Source organism: Actinokineospora sp. NPDC004072 (genome assembly GCF_053604195.1).
The window spans coordinates 126166-142258 of record NZ_JBSGHB010000015.1 but is presented as its reverse complement, the minus strand read 5'-3'; the positions used below and the strand labels follow the sequence as shown (position 1 = coordinate 142258).

The following is a 16093-nucleotide window of genomic DNA, read 5'->3' as shown; positions in this document are numbered from 1 at the left end:
ACCGGTCGGCGGTCACTGGACGTCGCTGCCCGGGTCGGGGAGCTGGAACGCGCCGACCTGCTCGATGCCCTCCACGCCGTCGATCTCCGACAGGGCGGCGACGGCGTGGCTGGCGATGGCCCCGCTGACGACCCCGACCGAGTCGAGCACCTCGTCCACGCGCATCCCCGCGGCCTCCAGCCCGGCCACCACCTCGGGCAGCCGGGCCAGGCCGGAGTCGGCCAGCACGACGAGCACCTGCTCGACGGGGTCGTCGGTCACGGGGCCTGCACCAGGCCGGAGCCCACGTCGGTCGAGGGCAGCGGCAGCCGCCGGGCGTGCTGCACCAGCCGCGCCCACAGCTCCAGCCCGCGCGCCCCGGTGGCCTGGGCGACCAGCGCGGCGACGCCGGAGACGTGCGGGGTGGCCATGCTGGTGCCGCTGATCCGGTTGTGCCGCAGCGGCATCGGCCACGACGAGTGCACGTCCACGCCCGGGCCGACGAGGTCGACCGAGCCGATCTTGTCGACCGTGCCGCAGGAGAACGGCGCGACGGCCGACTTCACGTCGACGGCCCCGACGGCCAGGACCGACGGGCAGTTCGCGGGGTGACCGACAGGCGCCACGCGGCCATTCTGCCGCTCGGACTCGTTGCCCGCAGCGGCGATGATGAGCGTGCCCTGGGCCAGCGCCCGCGCCGCCACCCGCTCGTAGGTGCGCGAGTACGGGTCGCCGGGGCGGGTGCGCGCCCCCAGCGACATCGACACGACCGCGCAGCCGTTGCTCAGCGCCCACGCGATGCCGGACAGGATGCCGCCGTCGGAGCCGGACCCGGCGTTGCTCAGCACCTTCCCCGCGTAGATCTCCGCCTCGTAGGCCACGCCGTAGCCGGGGCCCTCCGCGGGCTCGCGCGGCCCGCACGCGCTGCCGATGCAGTGCGTGCCGTGGCCGTGCCCGTCCTGGGGCTCCTCGCCGGGCACGAACGAGCTGGCCTCGACCTCGCGGCCCGCGAAGTCCGGGTGGGCCAGGTCGAAGCCGGTGTCGAGCACCGCGACCCGGATGCCCTTGCCGGTGGCCGTGCTCAGCTGCGCGCCGACGGCCTGCAGGCCCCAGGTGAACAGCGACTCGTCGCTGACCGCGGGCTGCTCGGCGGGCGCGGGCGCGGCGATCGCGTAGACCACCCGCTCCTGCTCCAGCAGCGCGATCGGGCCCGGCTCGACCGCCGCCCTGGCCAGCGCCATCGCCTGCTCCTCGTCGGCGTTGACCACCGCGACGCCCAGCTGGTGCAGCACCACCCCCTGGCTGGCGTCGAAGCCCATCGTGTCGACCCCCGCCTCGGCCGTGCTGGCCGCGCGGATGCCCGCCACCTGGTTGAGCGCCTTGGTTCCCGCCGCGACCGCGTCGTCCTCCAGCAGCACCAGGTAGCGCCCGGTCGTGCCGTTGCCCGCCGTCGTCATCGTCTCCCCGCCTCCTTCGTAGGTCCCCGGCTCTAGTGTCGGGCCGCGGCCGGGCGATGTAACGGCCCTCACACGTTCGGCCGCGTCGGCGTCCGGTCATCCGGCCAAGCCGCACCTGACCGGACGGCCGCGGATTAGGGTCGTGGGTATGCAGACTTGGCTCTCCCAGCCGGTGCCCTACGTGCCGGGGCCGCCGCGACCGCTGCGGCTGCACGACACCGCGACCGGTGAGATCCGGCCGACGGCGCCGGGCCCCACCGCGACCATGTACGTCTGCGGGATCACCCCGTACGACGCCACCCACCTCGGGCACGCCGCCACCTACCTGGCGTTCGACCTCGTGCACCGGCTCTGGCTGGACAACGGCCACGACGTCCGCTACGTGCAGAACGTCACCGACGTCGACGACCCGCTGCTGGAGCGCGCCGCCCGCGACCAGGACGACTGGGTGGTGCTGGCGATGCGGGAGACGGCGCTGTTCCGCGAGGACATGGAGGCGCTGCGGGTGCTGCCGCCGCGGTCGTTCGTCGGCGCGGTGGAGTCGATCCCGGAGATCGTGGAGGCCGTGGCGAAGCTGCTCGCGGGCGGCAGCGCCTACCGGGTGGACGACCCGCAGTTCCCCGACATCTACTTCGACCACACCGCGGGCGGGCGCTTCGGCTACGAGTCCAACTACGACGAGCCGACGATGGCGCGCTTCTTCGCCGAGCGCGGCGGCGACCCGGACCGCCCGGGCAAGCGCCACCCGCTCGACGCCCTGCTCTGGCGCGCGGCCCGGCCGGACGAGCCGAGCTGGGACTCCGAGCTGGGCCCGGGCAGGCCGGGCTGGCACATCGAGTGCAGCGTCATCGCCCTCAACCGCCTGGGCATGGGCATCGACGTGCAGGGCGGCGGGTCGGACCTGATCTTCCCGCACCACGAGTTCAGCGCCGCGCACGCCGAGTGCCTGACCGGCGAGCACCCGTTCGCCCGGCACTACACGCACGCGGCGATGATCGGGCTCGACGGGGAGAAGATGTCGAAGTCCCGGGGCAACCTGGTCTTCGTCTCCCGGCTGCGCGCCGACGGCGTCGACCCGATGGCCGTGCGCCTGGCGCTGCTCGCGGGCCACTACCGGACCGACCGGTCGTGGACCGACGAGCTGCTGGCCGACGGCGTCGCCCGGCTGGCGCGCTGGCGCGCCGCCGTCGCCCGCGAGTCCGGTCCGGACGGCGCGGCCCTGGTGGCCCGCCTGCGCGACCACCTCGCCGACGACCTGGACACCCCGGGCGCGATGGCGGCCGTCGACGCCTGGGCCGAGCAGGCCCTGCGCGGCGTCGGCGCGGACCAGGGCGCGCCCGTCCTGGTCCGCACCGCGGTGGACGCCCTGCTGGGGGTCGCCCTCTAGATGCCGGTCGGGCCGGGGCCGCCGTGGCCCCGGCCCGGGCCGCGCCTGCGCAGGTAGCGCTCGAACTCCGCGGCGATCGTCTCGCCGCTGGTCTCGCCGAGGGTGTCCTCGGCGTCGCCGCGCTCCTCTAGGGCGCGCACGTAGTTGCGCACGTCCTCGTCCTCCTCGGCCATCTCGCTAACCGTGCGCTGCCACTCCTCGGCCTGCTCGGGCAGGGCGCCCAGCGGGACCTCGACGTCGAGCACCTCCTCGACCCGGTGCAGCAGGGCGAGGGTGGCCTTGGGCGAGGGCGGCTGGGAGACGTAGTGCGGCACCGCCGCCCAGATGGAGATGGCGGGCACCCCGGCGCGCACGCAGGCGTCCTGGAACACCCCGACGATGCCGGTGGGGCCCTCGTAGCGGGACCGCTCCAGGCCGAAGCGGGCGGCGGACTCGGCGTCGTAGGCGGTGCCGGTCACCGGGACCGGGCGGCTGTGCGGGGTGTCGGCGAGCAGCGCGCCGAGGGTGACGACGGTGGTGATGCCGAGGTCCTCGACGTGGCCGAGCAGCTCCCCGCAGAACTTGCGCCAGCGCATGTTGGGCTCGATGCCGTGCACCAGCACCACGTCCCGGCGGGAGCCGGGCGGGCGGCACACCGACAGCCGGGTCGTCGGCCACTCCACCCGCCGGGTCACGCCATCGACCAGGCGCACGGTCGGCCTGCTGACCTGGAAGTCGTAGTAGTCGTCCGGGTCGAGCTCCAGCAGCGGGGTGGCGTCCCAGGTGAGCTGCAGGTGCTCGATGGCGGTGGTGGCGGCGTCCCCGGCGTCGTTCCAGCCCTCGAAGGCCGCGACGAGCACGGGCTCGTCGAGGTCGGACCGGTCGGTCGGGGTGGGTTCCGCGTTCGTCACCGCGCAAGACTACGACCCATCGGCCGCCGGGGGAGATCGAAGGCCGCGTGTCCGGGTAGCGTGGCGGCGGAGAACCCCCGTTGACCTGTTGGAGGACGGTTTGACCGCGCCCGCCGCCGTGCTGTGGGACATGGACGGCACCCTGCTGGACTCCGAGAAGCTCTGGGACATCCCGCTCTACGAGTACGCGGCCAAGCTCGGCGCCGAGCTGTCCCACGAGACCAGGGCGGCGATGGTCGGCTCCAACATCCCGACGACGATGTCCCTGCTGTTCGGCGCGGCGGGCCTGGAGCCGAGCACCGAGGAGGTGCGCGAGGCGGTGGCGTGGATCGACGCGCGGATCGCCGAGCTGTTCCGCACCGACCTGCGGTTCCGGCCGGGCGCGGAGGCCGCGCTGCGGGCCGTGCGCGACTCGGGCGTGCCCACGGCGCTGGTCACCTCGACCGAGCGCCCGCTGGTGGAGATCGCGCTGGACACCATCGGCCGGGAGTTCTTCGACGTGGTGGTCTGCGGCGACGAGGTGGACGGGCGCAACAAGCCGCTGCCCGAGCCCTACCTGCGGGCGGCCCGGCTGCTGGGCGTCGACCCGACCCGGTGCGTGGCCGTCGAGGACTCCCCGACCGGGACGGCCTCGGCCGTCGCCGCGGGCTGCGCGGTGCTGGTCGTGCCGTGCGAGGTGCCGGTGGAGCCGGGGGAGCGGCGGGTGCTGCGCGACAGCCTCGTCGGGGTCGACATGGGGGTGCTGACCGCGGTCATGGGCGAGGCCCCCGCGGCCTAGTCCGCCACCTGCTCGCGGCGCTCCTGCTCGCGGTAGCCGTAGGTCGCCAGGCGGACGGTGGAGTCGTCCTCCAGTCCCGAGCCGACCGCGCCCGCGAGGGTGCCCAGCGCGCTGGCCATCAGGGCGATGGTGAGGTAGTCGCCGAAGCCGACCGGGCGGCCCAGGGTCTGGGCCAGGTAGTCCGGCGGGATCACGATCCCCACTGCGGCGAGCGCGATGGCGAACAGCGCGGTGAAGAACGCGGCGGTGCCCATCACGACCGTGATCGCCGTGCTGGCGTTGCGCAGCCGGATCTGCGGGTCGACCACGAGCACCGCCTGCGGCCGCGCCTCCCACAGCCGGTGCCCGGCGATGATCCACGCCGTCATCGCCGCGATGGCGACCGCGGCCAGCCCGACCAGCCGCAGCGGGTGCAGCGCGGTGGCCATCGCCCAGATCGTGGAGTACAGCACGCCGAAGGCCACGCCGGTCATCGCGCTGGCCAGCGCCCGCGACAGGCCCAGGATGAGCTGCCACGGCCGGTTGGCCCGGACCATCCCGGCCAGCAGCCGGGTCCGCTGGAACCGGCCCGGCCAGACGATCTCCACCGCGTCGTCGCCGGGTTCGGGGTCGAGCACCCGCAGGCCGGGCAGGTCGGTGGGCACCCGCCGCTCGGCCATGCCGCGGATCAGCGGCACCACCACCGCGCGCAGCCTGCTCAGCAGCCGGATGCCGCCGAGGGCGGGCAGCGAGACGACCGCGACCCGGCCCACCGGGTCGACGCTGGCCAGCACCGGCCCGGCCGCGGTGCGGATCGGCAGGTCGGTCACGCAGATGGCCAGGTCCCAGCTGGTGGCCCGGATGCGCTGGTTGGCCTTGTCCATCAGCCGGTTGAGGTCGGGGTACCGGGACTCGAACGGGTCTTGGGCGGTGTCCACCGTCGCGGTGGTGTCGCCCAGGCGGTCGGGCAGGTCGGCGGCGAGCCGCTCGACGAGCGCGGCTGGCAGGTCGGGGTCGGCGAGCAGGCCGATGACGAGGTCTCCCATGGCAGTCGGACACGTACCCGATCGGCGAGCGGGGAAACGGCCGCCGTGCGACGGTGGGGCCATGCGCGCCTTGACCGTGGTCCCGCTGACGTCCGGGTCGCTGGCGGTGACCGACGTGCCCGACCCGGAGCCCGGGCCGGACGAGCTGCTGGTCACCGGCCTCGCGCTCGGCGTGTGCGGCACGGACAAGGAGATCGCGGGGGGCGAGTACGGCTGGGCGCCGCCGGGCCGCGGGCTGCTGGTGCTGGGCCACGAGTCCCTCGGCCGGGTCGAGCAGGCCCCCGCAGGCAGCGGGTTCGCGCCCGGGGACCTGGTGGTCGGCGTGGTGCGCCGCCCCGACCCGCGCCCGTGCGGCGCGTGCGCGCGCGGCGAGTTCGACATGTGCCGCAACGGGGAGTACACCGAGTGCGGGATCAAGGAGATCGACGGCTATGGCAGCGAGGCGTGGGTCGTCCACCGCGACTACGCCGTCCGGCTCGACCCCGGCCTGGAGCGGGTCGGCGTGCTGATGGAGCCCACCTCGGTGGTCGCCAAGGTGTGGGAGCAGATCGAGCGGGTGGGCGCGCGGGCGTGGTTCGAGCCGCGACGGGTGCTGGTCACCGGAGCGGGCCCGATCGGGCTGCTCGCCGCCCTGCTGGCCGCCCAGCGCGGGCTGGACGTGCACGTGGTCGACCTGGTGACCGACGGGCCGAAGCCGGAGCTGGTGCGGGCGCTGGGCGCGACCTACCACCACGAGCCGGTCGGCGACGTCGCGCCGCGGCTCAAGGCCGACGTGGCCATCGAGGCCACCGGCGTCAGCGCGGCCATCGCCGCCGCCGTCGCCCACACCGCCGCCTACGGGATCGTCTGCCTCACCGGCGTCTCCCCGGCCGGGCGCAAGCTGGAGATCGACGCGGGCGGCCTCAACCGCGACATGGTGCTGGAGAACGACGTGGTGCTCGGCTCGGTGAACGCGAACCTGCGCCACTACCAGCAGGCCGCCGACGCCCTCGCCGCCGCCGATGCGGACTGGCTGGACCGGGTGATCACCCGGCGGGTGCCGCTGGACCGGGCGAAGGAGGCGTTCGAGGCCCAGCCGCACGACGTCAAGACCGTCATCACCCTGGACGGGTCGTGACGGCGCGCCCCGCGGCGAGCGGGGAGCCCGGTCAGGGCAGCAGGACGCGGATCAGGTGGTCGACGGCGCTGTCCGGGGTGGACTCCGGCACCGCCCGGCGCAGGGCGACCCAGCCGACGTAGGTCGCGTAGACGACCCGGGCGCGCTCCTGCGGGTTCGGCGTCCCGGCGGCGGCGTACGCCTCGGCCAGGTAGGCGATGCGCCGGTGGGTGACCCGGTGGAGCACGGGCGCGACCACGGGGTCGTCGGCGTGGGCGACCAGCGCGGCCTCCAGGCCCTCCGTCGGGTCCTCGGTGACCGCGATGCGGAACAGCTCGGCCAGCCGCTCGCGCGGGTCGGCGATGGGCTCGACCTGCTCGATGAGCGCCGTGGTGCCCTCCTGCTCCCACCACTCCAGCGCGGCCTCCAGCAGCGCGCGCCGGTCGGCGAAGTGCCAGTAGAAGCTGCCCCGGGTCACCCCGAGCGCGCTGGCCAGCGGGTCCACCGCGACCGCGGCCACCCCGCCTGCGGCGAGGGCGCGCAGCGCCGCGGTGATCCAGCTCTCCCGGCTCAACCTGGGCTTCGGCATGTCCGTACATTACTGTACGGACATGACCATACAGTGGTGTATGGAAGGAGTCCGATGATGGTCGTCGTCGCCGGGATCGCCGCGGTCGCCCTGCTGCTGATCGCGCTGCTGCACCTGGTCTGGCTGGTCAGCCCGTGGCCGCTGCGCTCGCGGGAGGAGCTGGCCCGCCGGGTGGTCGGCGTCGAGCCGGACCGGCTGCCGAGCGCGGGGCTGACCGTCGTCGTGGCCGTGCTGCTCGTGCTCGCCGCCTACCTCGTCGCCGCCCGCGGCGGGCTGGTCGGCGCGCCCGGGCCGGACTGGCTGGTCGCGGTCGGCGCCGGGGGCGTGGCCGTGGTGCTGCTGGCCCGCGGGGTGAGCGGGCTGGTGGGCTCGCGGGGCGGGCGCACCGAGTTCGCCCGCTGGGACCTGCGGCTGTACTCGCCGCTGTCGCTGGGCCTGGGCGCCCTCGCCGCGGCGGTGGCCGGGCTCGGGTGATCCCGGTCTCCCCTCGGTGTCGGCGCGGCGGCGCGGGATGGGAGGATCGACTCCCGTGAAGACGTTCGACGAGCTGTTCGCCGAGCTCAGCGATCGCGCGCGGAGCCGACCCGAGGGGTCGGGCACCGTCGCCGCGCTGGACGCGGGCGTGCACGCCCAGGGCAAGAAGGTGCTGGAGGAGGCGGGCGAGGTGTGGATCGCCGCCGAGCACGAGTCCGACGAGCGCCTGGCCGAGGAGGTCTCCCAGCTGCTGTACCGCGTGCAGGTGCTGATGCTGGGCCGCGGGCTGACCCTGGAGGACGTCTACCGACATCTGTGAGGCGAGTCCCCGGCCACCCCATCACACCTCCACGGGAGACCCCCTCATGCTGCGCGTCGCAGTCCCCAACAAAGGCACCCTCGCCACCCTGGCGTCCGAGATGCTGGCCGAGGCCGGATACCGCCAGCGCCACGAGTCGCGCGACCTGACCGTCGTCGACCCGGCCAACGAGGTCGAGTTCTTCTTCCTGCGCCCCAAGGACATCGCCATCTACGTCGGCTCCGGCGAGCTCGACCTCGGCATCACCGGCCGCGACCTGGCCCGCGACTCCCGGGCGGCGGTCAGCGAGCGCCTGGCCCTGGGCTTCGGCGGCTCGACCTTCCGCTACGCCGCCCCCGCGGGTCGGGACTGGACGGTCGCCGACCTGGCGGGCAAGCGCCTGGCCACCAGCTACCCGAACCTGGTCACCGACGACCTCGCCCGCCACGGCGTCACCGCCGAGGTGATCCGCCTCGACGGCGCGGTGGAGATCTCCATCCAGCTCGGCGTCGCCGACGCCGTGGCGGATGTGGTCGGCTCCGGCCGCACCCTGCGCCAGCACAACCTGGTCGCCTTCGGCGAGCCCATCTGCCTGTCGGAGGCGGTGCTGGTCGAGCGGGCGGGCGCCGCGCCGTCGGCCGCGCGCGACCAGCTCGCGGCCCGGCTGCAGGGCGTGGTGTTCGCCCAGCAGTACATGATGCTGGACTACAACTGCCCGACCTCGCTGCTCGACGCGGCCATCGAGATCACCCCCGGCCTGGAGTCGCCGACGGTGGCCCCGCTGGCGGGCGCCGACTGGGTGGCCGTGCGGGCGATGGTGCCGCGCAAGGACGTCAACTCCACGATGGACCAGCTCGCCGCCGTGGGGGCCAAGGCGGTGCTGGCCTCCGACATCCGGGCCTGCAGGCTCTAGTCGACGCGGTCCACAAGCGACTCGTCGCTCGCACCGGGCTCCGGCCACCCCGGGTACTCCGGGGGCGTCCCGCCGAATTCGGGGCAGTGGGCCTGGTGCGAGCACCAGTCGCAGAGCCGGGAGCGGTTGGGCCGGAAGTCCCCGGTGCGCCCGGCCCGCAGGATCGCCTGCCAGATCGCGTCCAGCGTGCGCTCGAAGCGGGTCAGCTCGGCCTCGTCCGGGGTGTAGGCCAGCGACTGGCGGTCGGCCAGGTACATCAGCCGCAGCTGGCGGGGGACCACCCCGCGCAGCCGCCACAGGGCCAGGGCGTAGAACTTCATCTGGAACAGCGCCTTGGCCTCGCCGATCTCCCGCGGCGCCGTGCCGGTCTTGTAGTCCACCACCCGGATCTCCCCGGTGGGGGCCACGTCCAGCCGGTCGATGTAGCCGCGCAGCAGCACCCCGCTGGGCAGCTCGGTCTCCACCAGCAGCTCGCACGCCTCCGGCTCCAGCCGGGTCGGGTCCTCCAGCTCGAAGTACCCGCCCAGCAGCGCCCCCGCCGAGTCCAGCCCCGCGGCGGTGAGCACCGTGGCCAGCTCGGGCTGCTCGGCGACCAGCCGCTGCCAGGTCGGCTCGACCAGCTCCTGGGCCTTGGCCAGCACCCGCTCGTGCCGGGGCAGGCCGAAGAGCTGCTCCAGCACCGCGTGCACGACCGTCCCGCGCACCTGCGCCGCGCTCGGGGTCTCCGGCAGCTTGTCGATCGCGCGGAACCGGTAGAGCAGCGGGCACTGCTTGAAGTCGCCCGCGCGCGACGGCGACAGCGCGGGCCTGCGCGGCGTGGCGGTCTCCTCGGCGGCGAGATCGGGAAGCATGGCCCTGACGATATAGACGGGCACCGACACGCCCGGATCACCCCCATCCCACACCCGGGCCCGTACGCTGAGCCGGATGTCGAGCCTCGCCCCCGGCGGACTGCGGCTGTTCCGCTTCCGCGGCGTCCCGGTCGTGCTCGCGCCGTCCTGGTGGCTGGGCGCGGCGGCCATCGTCGTGCTCTACACCCCGCTGGTCGGACGGCTGCTGCCGGGCGTGTCCACGCCCGCGGCCATCGCCCTGGCCGCGGCGTTCGCGGTGCTGCTGGGGCTGTCGGTGCTCGCCCACGAGATGGGCCACTGCGTCACCGCGCTGCGCCTGGGGCTGCCCGTGCGCAGGCTGCGGCTGTTCCTGCTCGGCGGCCTGGCCGAGATCACCCGCACCCCGCGCAGGCCCGCCGACGAGGGCGTGGTCGCCGCCGCGGGGCCCGCGGTCTCCATCGTGCTCGCCGCCCTCTTCGGCGCGCTGGTGCTGGTCCTGCCCGGCGAGGGCGCGCTGTGGCTGCTGGTGCTGGAGTGCGCCGTCGCCAACGTCGCCGTCGCCGTCTTCAACCTGCTGCCCGGCCTGCCGCTGGACGGCGGGCGGATGCTGCGCGCGGGCGTCTGGGCGATGACCGGCCGCCGCGCGACCGGCACCCGCGCCGCGGCCGTGGGTGGCTGGTTGGTCGCCGGGCTGCTGGTGGCCTGGGCGCTGTGGGGGGTGGCCAGTGAGTCCCCCGACCGCTGGCTGCGCCTGGGCATCTGCCTGTTCACCGCCTGGTTCGTCGTCGCGGGCGCGGGCGGCGAGCTGGCCGCGGAGCACGCGCGCCCGCCGGAGGGGTTCCGGCTGGCCGACGTCGTGCGCCCGGTCCTGCAGCTGCCCGCCGAGAGCCCGGTCGCCGACGCGCTGGCCGCCGCCGCGGGCCGCGGGGTGGTGCTGGTCCGCGCGGACGGCGTGGCCGCCGGGCTGCTCGACCCCGGCGCCGCGCAGCGGCTGGCCGCCGGGTCGCCGTTCGCCCCGGCCGAGCTGGCCGCCGAGCCGATCCGCCCGGAATCGGTGCTGCTGGCGGGTGAGCCGGTCGCCGACATCATCGAGCGGGTGCGCGCCACGGCGGCGTGGCAGTTCGTCGTGGTCGACGAGGACGGCAGGCCCTCCGGCGTGCTGCACCGCGCCGACCTCGGCGCGGCCATCGACGGGGCTGGCTGAACCGGGACCGGGCCGCTCTGCGAGCATGTGCGGGTTTGCTCGAGGAGGCGAATCGGTGACGGCGCGCAGGATCAGCGGCCCCTTCCAGGCTGGGGACCGGGTACAACTGACCGACCCGAAAGGACGGCACTACACGCTGGTGCTGGCCCCGGGCGAGAAATACCACACCCACCGCGGCGCGCTCGCCCACGACGACATCATCGGCCAGCCCGAGGGCTCGGTCGTCACCTCCGCGGTCGGGACCGGCTACCTCGCGCTGCGCCCGCTGCTGGCCGACTACGTGCTGTCGATGCCGCGCGGCGCCCAGGTCATCTACCCCAAGGACGCCGCCCAGATCGTCATGCAGGGCGACATCTTCCCCGGCGCGCGGGTGCTGGAGGCAGGCGCCGGGTCCGGCGCGCTGACCTGCTCGCTGCTGCGCGCGGTCGGTCCGGAGGGGACGGTGACCTCCTACGAGATCCGGGAAGACCACGCCGTGCACGCCGAGCGCAACGTCGTGGAGTTCTACGGCGAGCACCCGGCCAACTGGACGCTGACCGTCGGCGACCTCGCCGAGCACAGCGGCGAGGTCGACCGGGTCGTGCTGGACATGGTGGCCCCGTGGGAGGTCCTGCCGACCGTCGCGGCCAACCTGATCCCCGGCGGCGTGCTGGTGGCCTACGTGGCCACCACGACCCAGCTGTCCCGGGTCACCGAGGCCCTGCGCGAGCAGCAGTGCTGGACCGAGCCCGCCGCCTGGGAGACCCTGATCCGCCCCTGGCACGTCGTCGGCATGGCGGTCCGCCCGGAGCACCGCATGATCGCCCACACGGCGTTCCTGCTGACCGCCCGCCGACTCGCCGACGGCGTCACCCCGCCCCGCCCGCAGCGCAGGCCGAGCAAGGGCTGACCCGCCGTCAGAGGCTGACGCACCAGCCGTCGTCGCCCTGGCTGAGCAGGATCGGGAACGGCTCCTCGCCGATGGAGGTCTTGGTGTCGACGGTGGCGAAGGTGCCCACCACCTCGGCCTTGCCGGAGATCTCGGCGGTGCCGCCCGCGGCCTCCAGGGCCGAGTACATCAGCCCGGGCGGCTCGGTGTCGGCGCAGACCAGCTTGCCCGCCGCGGTCGCGTCGCGGTCGTTCACCGCGTCCACGTACGCCTGCGCGACCGCGCCCGGGTCGTCCCCGCCGGTGCCGCCCCCGCTGCCCCGGGTGGTCGTCGGGTCGGCCGTCTCCCGCTCGGTCGTCCGCTCGGTGGTGGGGTCCTCGTCGCCGGTGGGGAGCGTCGGGGTGGACGTGGTGGCGCCGCCGCCACCCGCGGTGTTGGAGCCGCTGTCGCGGGTGAGGAAGTACACACCCACCCCCGCGCCGCCGAGGACCAGCACCGCGATCGCCACGATGGCGACGATCTTGCCGGTGTTGGGGCCCTTGGGCGGCTGGCCGCCGCCGTAGGGCTGGCCGCCGTAGGGCTGCTGGTAGCCGTGCTGGTTGGGGTCGTAGCCGGGCTGGCCGTAGGGCTGCTGCTGGCCGAACACGGGCTGCGGGTAGCCGGGCTGCGGCTGTCCGTACTGGTCAGGCTGCTGGCCGTACGGGTCAGGCTGCTGACCGTAGGGGTTCTGGCCGTAGGGGGGTGGCGTGGTCATTGCCCGACTCCTGGTGGGGTGCTGCGGATGGAGGTGGGAAGGCAGCCGCGGTCAGGCCGTTTCCTCCCCGCAGAACCGCCACTCGCCGTCTTCCTTGACGATCTTGATCTCGATCTCGACGTTCTTCACGTCGCCGTCGCCGGAGAGCTCCAGGGCGATGCGCGCGGTGGCGACGTCGCCCCTGATCTGCGGCGCGCCCTTGGCCGAGCCGCTGATCTCGTACTTCGCCAGCTGGTCCTCCAGCTGGGCGGTGTTCGTGCCGTACTTCTTCTTGTACGCCTTGCACGCCTGGTCGGTGACCGCGCCGAAGCTCTTGGACTCGTAGGCGGCGATGTAGTCGTCGACCACCGCGTCCGGGCCCGCCCCCGCCGGGGCGTCGTCCGACTCGGCTGGCGCGGTCGTCACCGGGGCGGAGGGACCGCCCGCGGCGTTGAAACCGCTGTCACGGGTGAGGAAGTACACCCCGACGCCGGTCCCGCCGACCAGCAGCACGGCCATCGCCACGATCGCGGCGATCTTCCCGCCGTTGCCCTTGGGCGGCGGGGGCGGCGCAGGCGGCGGCGCGGGTGGGGGGAAGTTCGGCTGGCCGGGGTATCCACCCTGGTAGGGGCCTTGCTGACGCCACGGGTCACGACCGTAGCCCGGCGGCGGTGGTCCCCCGTGCGGACCCGGCTGCTGCGGTGGGTAGGTCATGTCGATCCCTGCTCGTCGTGGTGTCGGCCCATCCTATTGGCCCAGATCGGGCCGATGGACACCGCCGCCGCCATGCGCGGGGCAAGGCGGCGGCGGTGAGCGGGCGCGGCCCGTGCGCGTGCTCGGCGGGCTAGTCGATGTCGTCGACGCACCAGTCGCCGCTGCTGTTCTTCTTCAGCTTCAGCGTGCCGTCGAGGCTCTCGCCATCGATCTTGACGGTGATGGGGGCGGTGGCGGTGTCGCCACTCTCGGTGACCGTGCCGACCGTGGCCGTGATCTCACCGGGCAGCTCGTCGATGTCGCCGGTGCCGGAGTCCTCCGGGTCGCAGGAGATCTCCTGCGCGCCCGCGCGGTCCTTGTTGCTGATGACCTCGGCGGCCTTGTCGGCCACCGACTGGGCGGAGTTGCCGCCGGTCAGCACCAGGATCAGGGTGACGGCGACGCCGATGACCACCACGCCGACGCCCGCGAGGATCCACGGCATCGGGCTCTTCTTCTGCGGCTGGCCGTAGGGCTGCTGCCCGTACGGCTGCTGGCCGTGCTGGCCCGGCTGCTGCCCGTAGGGGTCGCCCCCGTACGGCTGGCCGCCCGGGGGCGTGCCGTAGGGCTGCCCGCCCGGCGGGGTGCCGTAGGACTGGCCGCCTGGCGGGGTGCCATACGGCTGCTGGCCGTATTGCGGCGGCTGCTGCTGGGGGTAGCCGCCCTGCTGCTGCTGCGGGTACTGGGGCTGCTGCGGTTGGCCACCGTAGGGGTCCTGCGGCGGCGGCGGGTAGGTCATGTCTTCCCCGGTCGTTAGCTGCGAATAAGGAGGTGCACAACGCTGGCGCGAGTGGCCTAATACACCGACGCACGGTAGCGGCACGCCGGTTCCGGCGGATACCGGATCGGCCCAATGCCTGCGGCCGAGCGGGTGTTGCGGTCCGGTGACACGCGGGTTCCGGCATGCGGATGCTCTGTTGTTGTCGGTGATCGCCGGTACCGTAGTGGGTACGAGTTCGGGAGGAGGTGCCGACATGCAGCACGATCGTCCCGGCAGTCGGCCTGAAGATGCCGACGATCAGCACGGTGACACGCCCGGCCCGGGGGGCGAGCGCGAGCAGCGCTCGGCGGCCGCGCAGATCCGATTCCTGGAAGAGGAAGTCGCTCTGCTGCGCCGGAAACTGACGGAAGCGCCGCGGCATTCGCGGCTGTTGGAGCAGCGGCTGACCGATGCGACCGAGCGGGTGAACCAGCTCACCGAGCGGAACACCAAGCTGGTCGACACGCTGCGGGAAGCCCGCGGCCAGCTGCTCGCGCTGCGCGAGGAGGTCGACCGCTTGGCGCAACCGCCCAGCGGGTACGGCGTGTTCCTCGAACGGCACGACGACGGCACGGTGGACGTGTTCACCGCCGGTCGCAAGATGCGCGTCTCGGTCTCGCCCGCGGTCGAGGGCGAGGAGCTGCGCAAGGGCCAGTCCGTGCGGCTCAACGAGGCGCTCACGGTCGTCGAGGGGGGCGGCTTCGAGCGCACCGGCGAGGTCTGCGCGCTGCGCGAGCTGCTCGTCGCCGACGGCGAGGAGGTGCCCACCAGGGCGCTGGTGGTCGGGCACGCCGACGAGGAGCGGGTGGTCTGGCTGGCCGACCCGCTGTTCACCGCGCCGCTCAAGCCCGGCGACTCGCTGCTGGTCGACGCCAAGTCCGGCTACGCCTACGAGCGGGTGCCCAAGGCCGAGGTCGAGGACCTGGTGCTGGAGGAGGTGCCCGACGTCGACTACGCCGACATCGGCGGCCTGTTCCGCCAGATCGAGCAGATCCGCGACGCCGTCGAGCTGCCGTTCCTGCACAAGGACCTCTTCGCCGAGTACGAGCTGCGCCCGCCCAAGGGCGTGCTGCTCTACGGCCCGCCCGGCTGCGGCAAGACGCTCATCGCCAAGGCGGTGGCCAACTCCCTGGCCAAGAAGGTGGCTGCGGCGCGCGGCGACCGCAGCCCGGCCGAGGCCAAGTCCTACTTCCTCAACATCAAGGGCCCCGAGCTGCTCAACAAGTTCGTGGGCGAGACCGAGCGGCACATCCGGCTGATCTTCCAGCGGGCCAGGGAGAAGGCCTCGGAGGGCACGCCGGTCATCGTGTTCTTCGACGAGATGGACTCCATCTTCCGCACCCGCGGCAGCGGCGTCTCCTCCGATGTCGAGACCACGATCGTGCCCCAGCTGCTCAGCGAGATCGACGGCGTCGAGGGCCTGGAGAACGTCATCGTCATCGGCGCGTCGAACCGCGAGGACATGATCGACCCGGCGATCCTGCGCCCCGGCAGGCTCGACGTGAAGATCAAGATCGAGCGGCCGGACGCGGAGGCGGCGCGGGACATCTTCTCCAAGTACCTCACCCCGAAGCTGCCCATCCACGCCGACGACCTCGCCGAGTTCGGCGGCGACCCGGCGGCCTGCATCGACGCGATGATCCAGCACACCGTCGAGCGGATGTACGAGGAGACCGAGGAGAACCGGTTCCTGGAGGTCACCTACGCCAACGGCGACAAGGAGGTCCTGTACTTCCGGGACTTCAACTCCGGCGCGATGATCCAGAACATCGTCGACCGGGCGAAGAAGTCGGCGATCAAGTCGGTGCTGGAGACCAAGCAGCCCGGCCTGCGCGTGCAGCACCTGCTGGACGCCATCGTCGACGAGTTCGCCGAGAACGAGGACCTGCCCAACACGACCAACCCGGACGACTGGGCACGCATCTCGGGCAAGAAGGGCGAGCGCATCGTCTACATCCGCACCCTGGTCACCGGCAAGAACCAGGAAGCGGGCCGCGCCATCGACACGGCGAGCAACACCGGCCAGTACCTCTGAGCCGACCCCGGCGAGCGGCCCTGG

Annotated in this window: 18 protein-coding genes; 9 read left to right on the top strand and 9 right to left on the bottom strand. The window is 73.8% G+C overall.

Going from position 1 to position 16093, the window contains the following annotated elements; translation table 11 throughout:
* Positions 1–12 precede the first annotated feature (12 nt).
* Both ACWEPX_RS23470 and ACWEPX_RS23465 read right to left on the bottom strand, forming a co-directional pair.
* Positions 13–261, bottom strand: a complete 249-nt coding sequence (locus tag ACWEPX_RS23470) for a hypothetical protein (protein WP_451899363.1) — start codon at positions 259–261, stop codon at positions 13–15.
* The gene (locus ACWEPX_RS23465; protein ID WP_451899362.1) at positions 258–1436 is read right to left on the bottom strand and encodes a S8 family peptidase; all 1179 of its coding nucleotides are present in this window, start codon (positions 1434–1436) and stop codon (positions 258–260) included. The genes ACWEPX_RS23470 and ACWEPX_RS23465 overlap by 4 nt, the downstream gene beginning before the upstream one ends.
* Before the next feature lie 148 nt (positions 1437–1584).
* Here ACWEPX_RS23465 and mshC point away from each other — a divergent pair, with 148 nt between their 5' ends.
* Positions 1585–2823 (top strand): cysteine--1-D-myo-inosityl 2-amino-2-deoxy-alpha-D-glucopyranoside ligase, encoded by a 1239-nt coding sequence (gene mshC / locus ACWEPX_RS23460; protein WP_451899361.1) that lies wholly within the window; start codon positions 1585–1587, stop codon positions 2821–2823.
* Here mshC and ACWEPX_RS23455 read toward each other — a convergent pair.
* Positions 2820–3713 (bottom strand): PAC2 family protein, encoded by an 894-nt coding sequence (locus ACWEPX_RS23455; protein WP_451899360.1) that lies wholly within the window; start codon positions 3711–3713, stop codon positions 2820–2822. The two genes, mshC and ACWEPX_RS23455, sit on opposite strands and share 4 nt — an antisense overlap.
* Positions 3714–3843: 130 nt before the next feature.
* On the opposite strand from ACWEPX_RS23455, the gene ACWEPX_RS23450 reads away from it, so the two are divergent.
* Positions 3844–4491 (top strand): HAD family hydrolase, encoded by a 648-nt coding sequence (locus ACWEPX_RS23450; RefSeq protein WP_451899408.1) that lies wholly within the window; start codon positions 3844–3846, stop codon positions 4489–4491.
* Here ACWEPX_RS23450 and ACWEPX_RS23445 read toward each other — a convergent pair.
* Positions 4488–5516 (bottom strand): hypothetical protein, encoded by a 1029-nt coding sequence (locus ACWEPX_RS23445; RefSeq protein WP_451899359.1) that lies wholly within the window; start codon positions 5514–5516, stop codon positions 4488–4490. The two genes, ACWEPX_RS23450 and ACWEPX_RS23445, sit on opposite strands and share 4 nt — an antisense overlap.
* Positions 5517–5577: 61 nt before the next feature.
* Between ACWEPX_RS23445 and ACWEPX_RS23440 the strand changes: the two genes are divergently transcribed.
* Positions 5578–6633, top strand: a complete 1056-nt coding sequence (locus tag ACWEPX_RS23440; RefSeq protein ID WP_451899358.1) for a glucose 1-dehydrogenase — start codon at positions 5578–5580, stop codon at positions 6631–6633.
* Positions 6634–6664: 31 nt separating this feature from the next.
* Here the strand turns inward: ACWEPX_RS23440 and ACWEPX_RS23435 are convergent, their stop codons facing one another.
* Positions 6665–7201 carry a TetR/AcrR family transcriptional regulator gene (locus tag ACWEPX_RS23435; RefSeq protein WP_451899357.1) on the bottom strand — a complete coding sequence of 179 codons (537 nt, stop codon included), beginning with the start codon at positions 7199–7201 and terminating at the stop codon, positions 6665–6667.
* Positions 7202–7255: 54 nt separating this feature from the next.
* Here ACWEPX_RS23435 and ACWEPX_RS23430 point away from each other — a divergent pair, with 54 nt between their 5' ends.
* Genes ACWEPX_RS23430 through hisG form a run of 3 tightly spaced genes read left to right on the top strand, consistent with a single transcriptional unit; the run spans position 7256 to position 8886 of the window.
* Positions 7256–7675 (top strand): DUF3995 domain-containing protein, encoded by a 420-nt coding sequence (locus tag ACWEPX_RS23430; protein ID WP_451899356.1) that lies wholly within the window; start codon positions 7256–7258, stop codon positions 7673–7675.
* A gap of 55 nt (positions 7676–7730) precedes the next feature.
* Entirely contained in the window at positions 7731–7994 is a 264-nt protein-coding gene (locus ACWEPX_RS23425) for a phosphoribosyl-ATP diphosphatase (protein WP_451899355.1), read from the top strand.
* Positions 7995–8040: 46 nt separating this feature from the next.
* Positions 8041–8886, top strand: coding sequence for an ATP phosphoribosyltransferase (gene hisG / locus ACWEPX_RS23420; RefSeq protein WP_451899354.1), 846 nt, complete (start codon positions 8041–8043; stop codon positions 8884–8886).
* Here the strand turns inward: hisG and ACWEPX_RS23415 are convergent.
* On the bottom strand, positions 8883–9737 hold the full coding sequence (locus tag ACWEPX_RS23415; protein WP_451899353.1) for a RecB family exonuclease: 855 nt from the start codon (positions 9735–9737) through the stop codon (positions 8883–8885). The two genes, hisG and ACWEPX_RS23415, sit on opposite strands and share 4 nt — an antisense overlap.
* Before the next feature lie 76 nt (positions 9738–9813).
* Between ACWEPX_RS23415 and ACWEPX_RS23410 the strand changes: the two genes are divergently transcribed.
* Both ACWEPX_RS23410 and ACWEPX_RS23405 read left to right on the top strand, forming a co-directional pair.
* Positions 9814–10920: a site-2 protease family protein gene (locus ACWEPX_RS23410; protein ID WP_451899352.1), complete on the top strand. Its 1107-nt coding sequence runs from the start codon at positions 9814–9816 to the stop codon at positions 10918–10920.
* Positions 10921–10975: 55 nt separating this feature from the next.
* On the top strand, positions 10976–11809 hold the full coding sequence (locus tag ACWEPX_RS23405; protein WP_451899351.1) for a tRNA (adenine-N1)-methyltransferase: 834 nt from the start codon (positions 10976–10978) through the stop codon (positions 11807–11809).
* A 7-nt stretch (positions 11810–11816) separates the two neighbouring features.
* On the opposite strand, the gene ACWEPX_RS23400 is transcribed toward ACWEPX_RS23405, so the two are convergent.
* From ACWEPX_RS23400 to ACWEPX_RS23390, 3 genes are all read right to left on the bottom strand, one after another.
* Positions 11817–12542 carry a hypothetical protein gene (locus ACWEPX_RS23400; protein WP_451899350.1) on the bottom strand — a complete coding sequence of 242 codons (726 nt, stop codon included), beginning with the start codon at positions 12540–12542 and terminating at the stop codon, positions 11817–11819.
* 51 nt (positions 12543–12593) lie between these two features.
* Positions 12594–13235, bottom strand: a complete 642-nt coding sequence (locus tag ACWEPX_RS23395) for a hypothetical protein (protein WP_451899349.1) — start codon at positions 13233–13235, stop codon at positions 12594–12596.
* Between the two features lie 130 nt (positions 13236–13365).
* The gene (locus ACWEPX_RS23390; RefSeq protein ID WP_451899348.1) at positions 13366–14013 is read right to left on the bottom strand and encodes a hypothetical protein; all 648 of its coding nucleotides are present in this window, start codon (positions 14011–14013) and stop codon (positions 13366–13368) included.
* Between the two features lie 235 nt (positions 14014–14248).
* On the opposite strand from ACWEPX_RS23390, the gene arc reads away from it, so the two are divergent.
* On the top strand, positions 14249–16069 hold the full coding sequence (arc, locus tag ACWEPX_RS23385; protein WP_451899347.1) for a proteasome ATPase: 1821 nt from the start codon (positions 14249–14251) through the stop codon (positions 16067–16069).
* Positions 16070–16093: the final 24 nt, after the last annotated feature.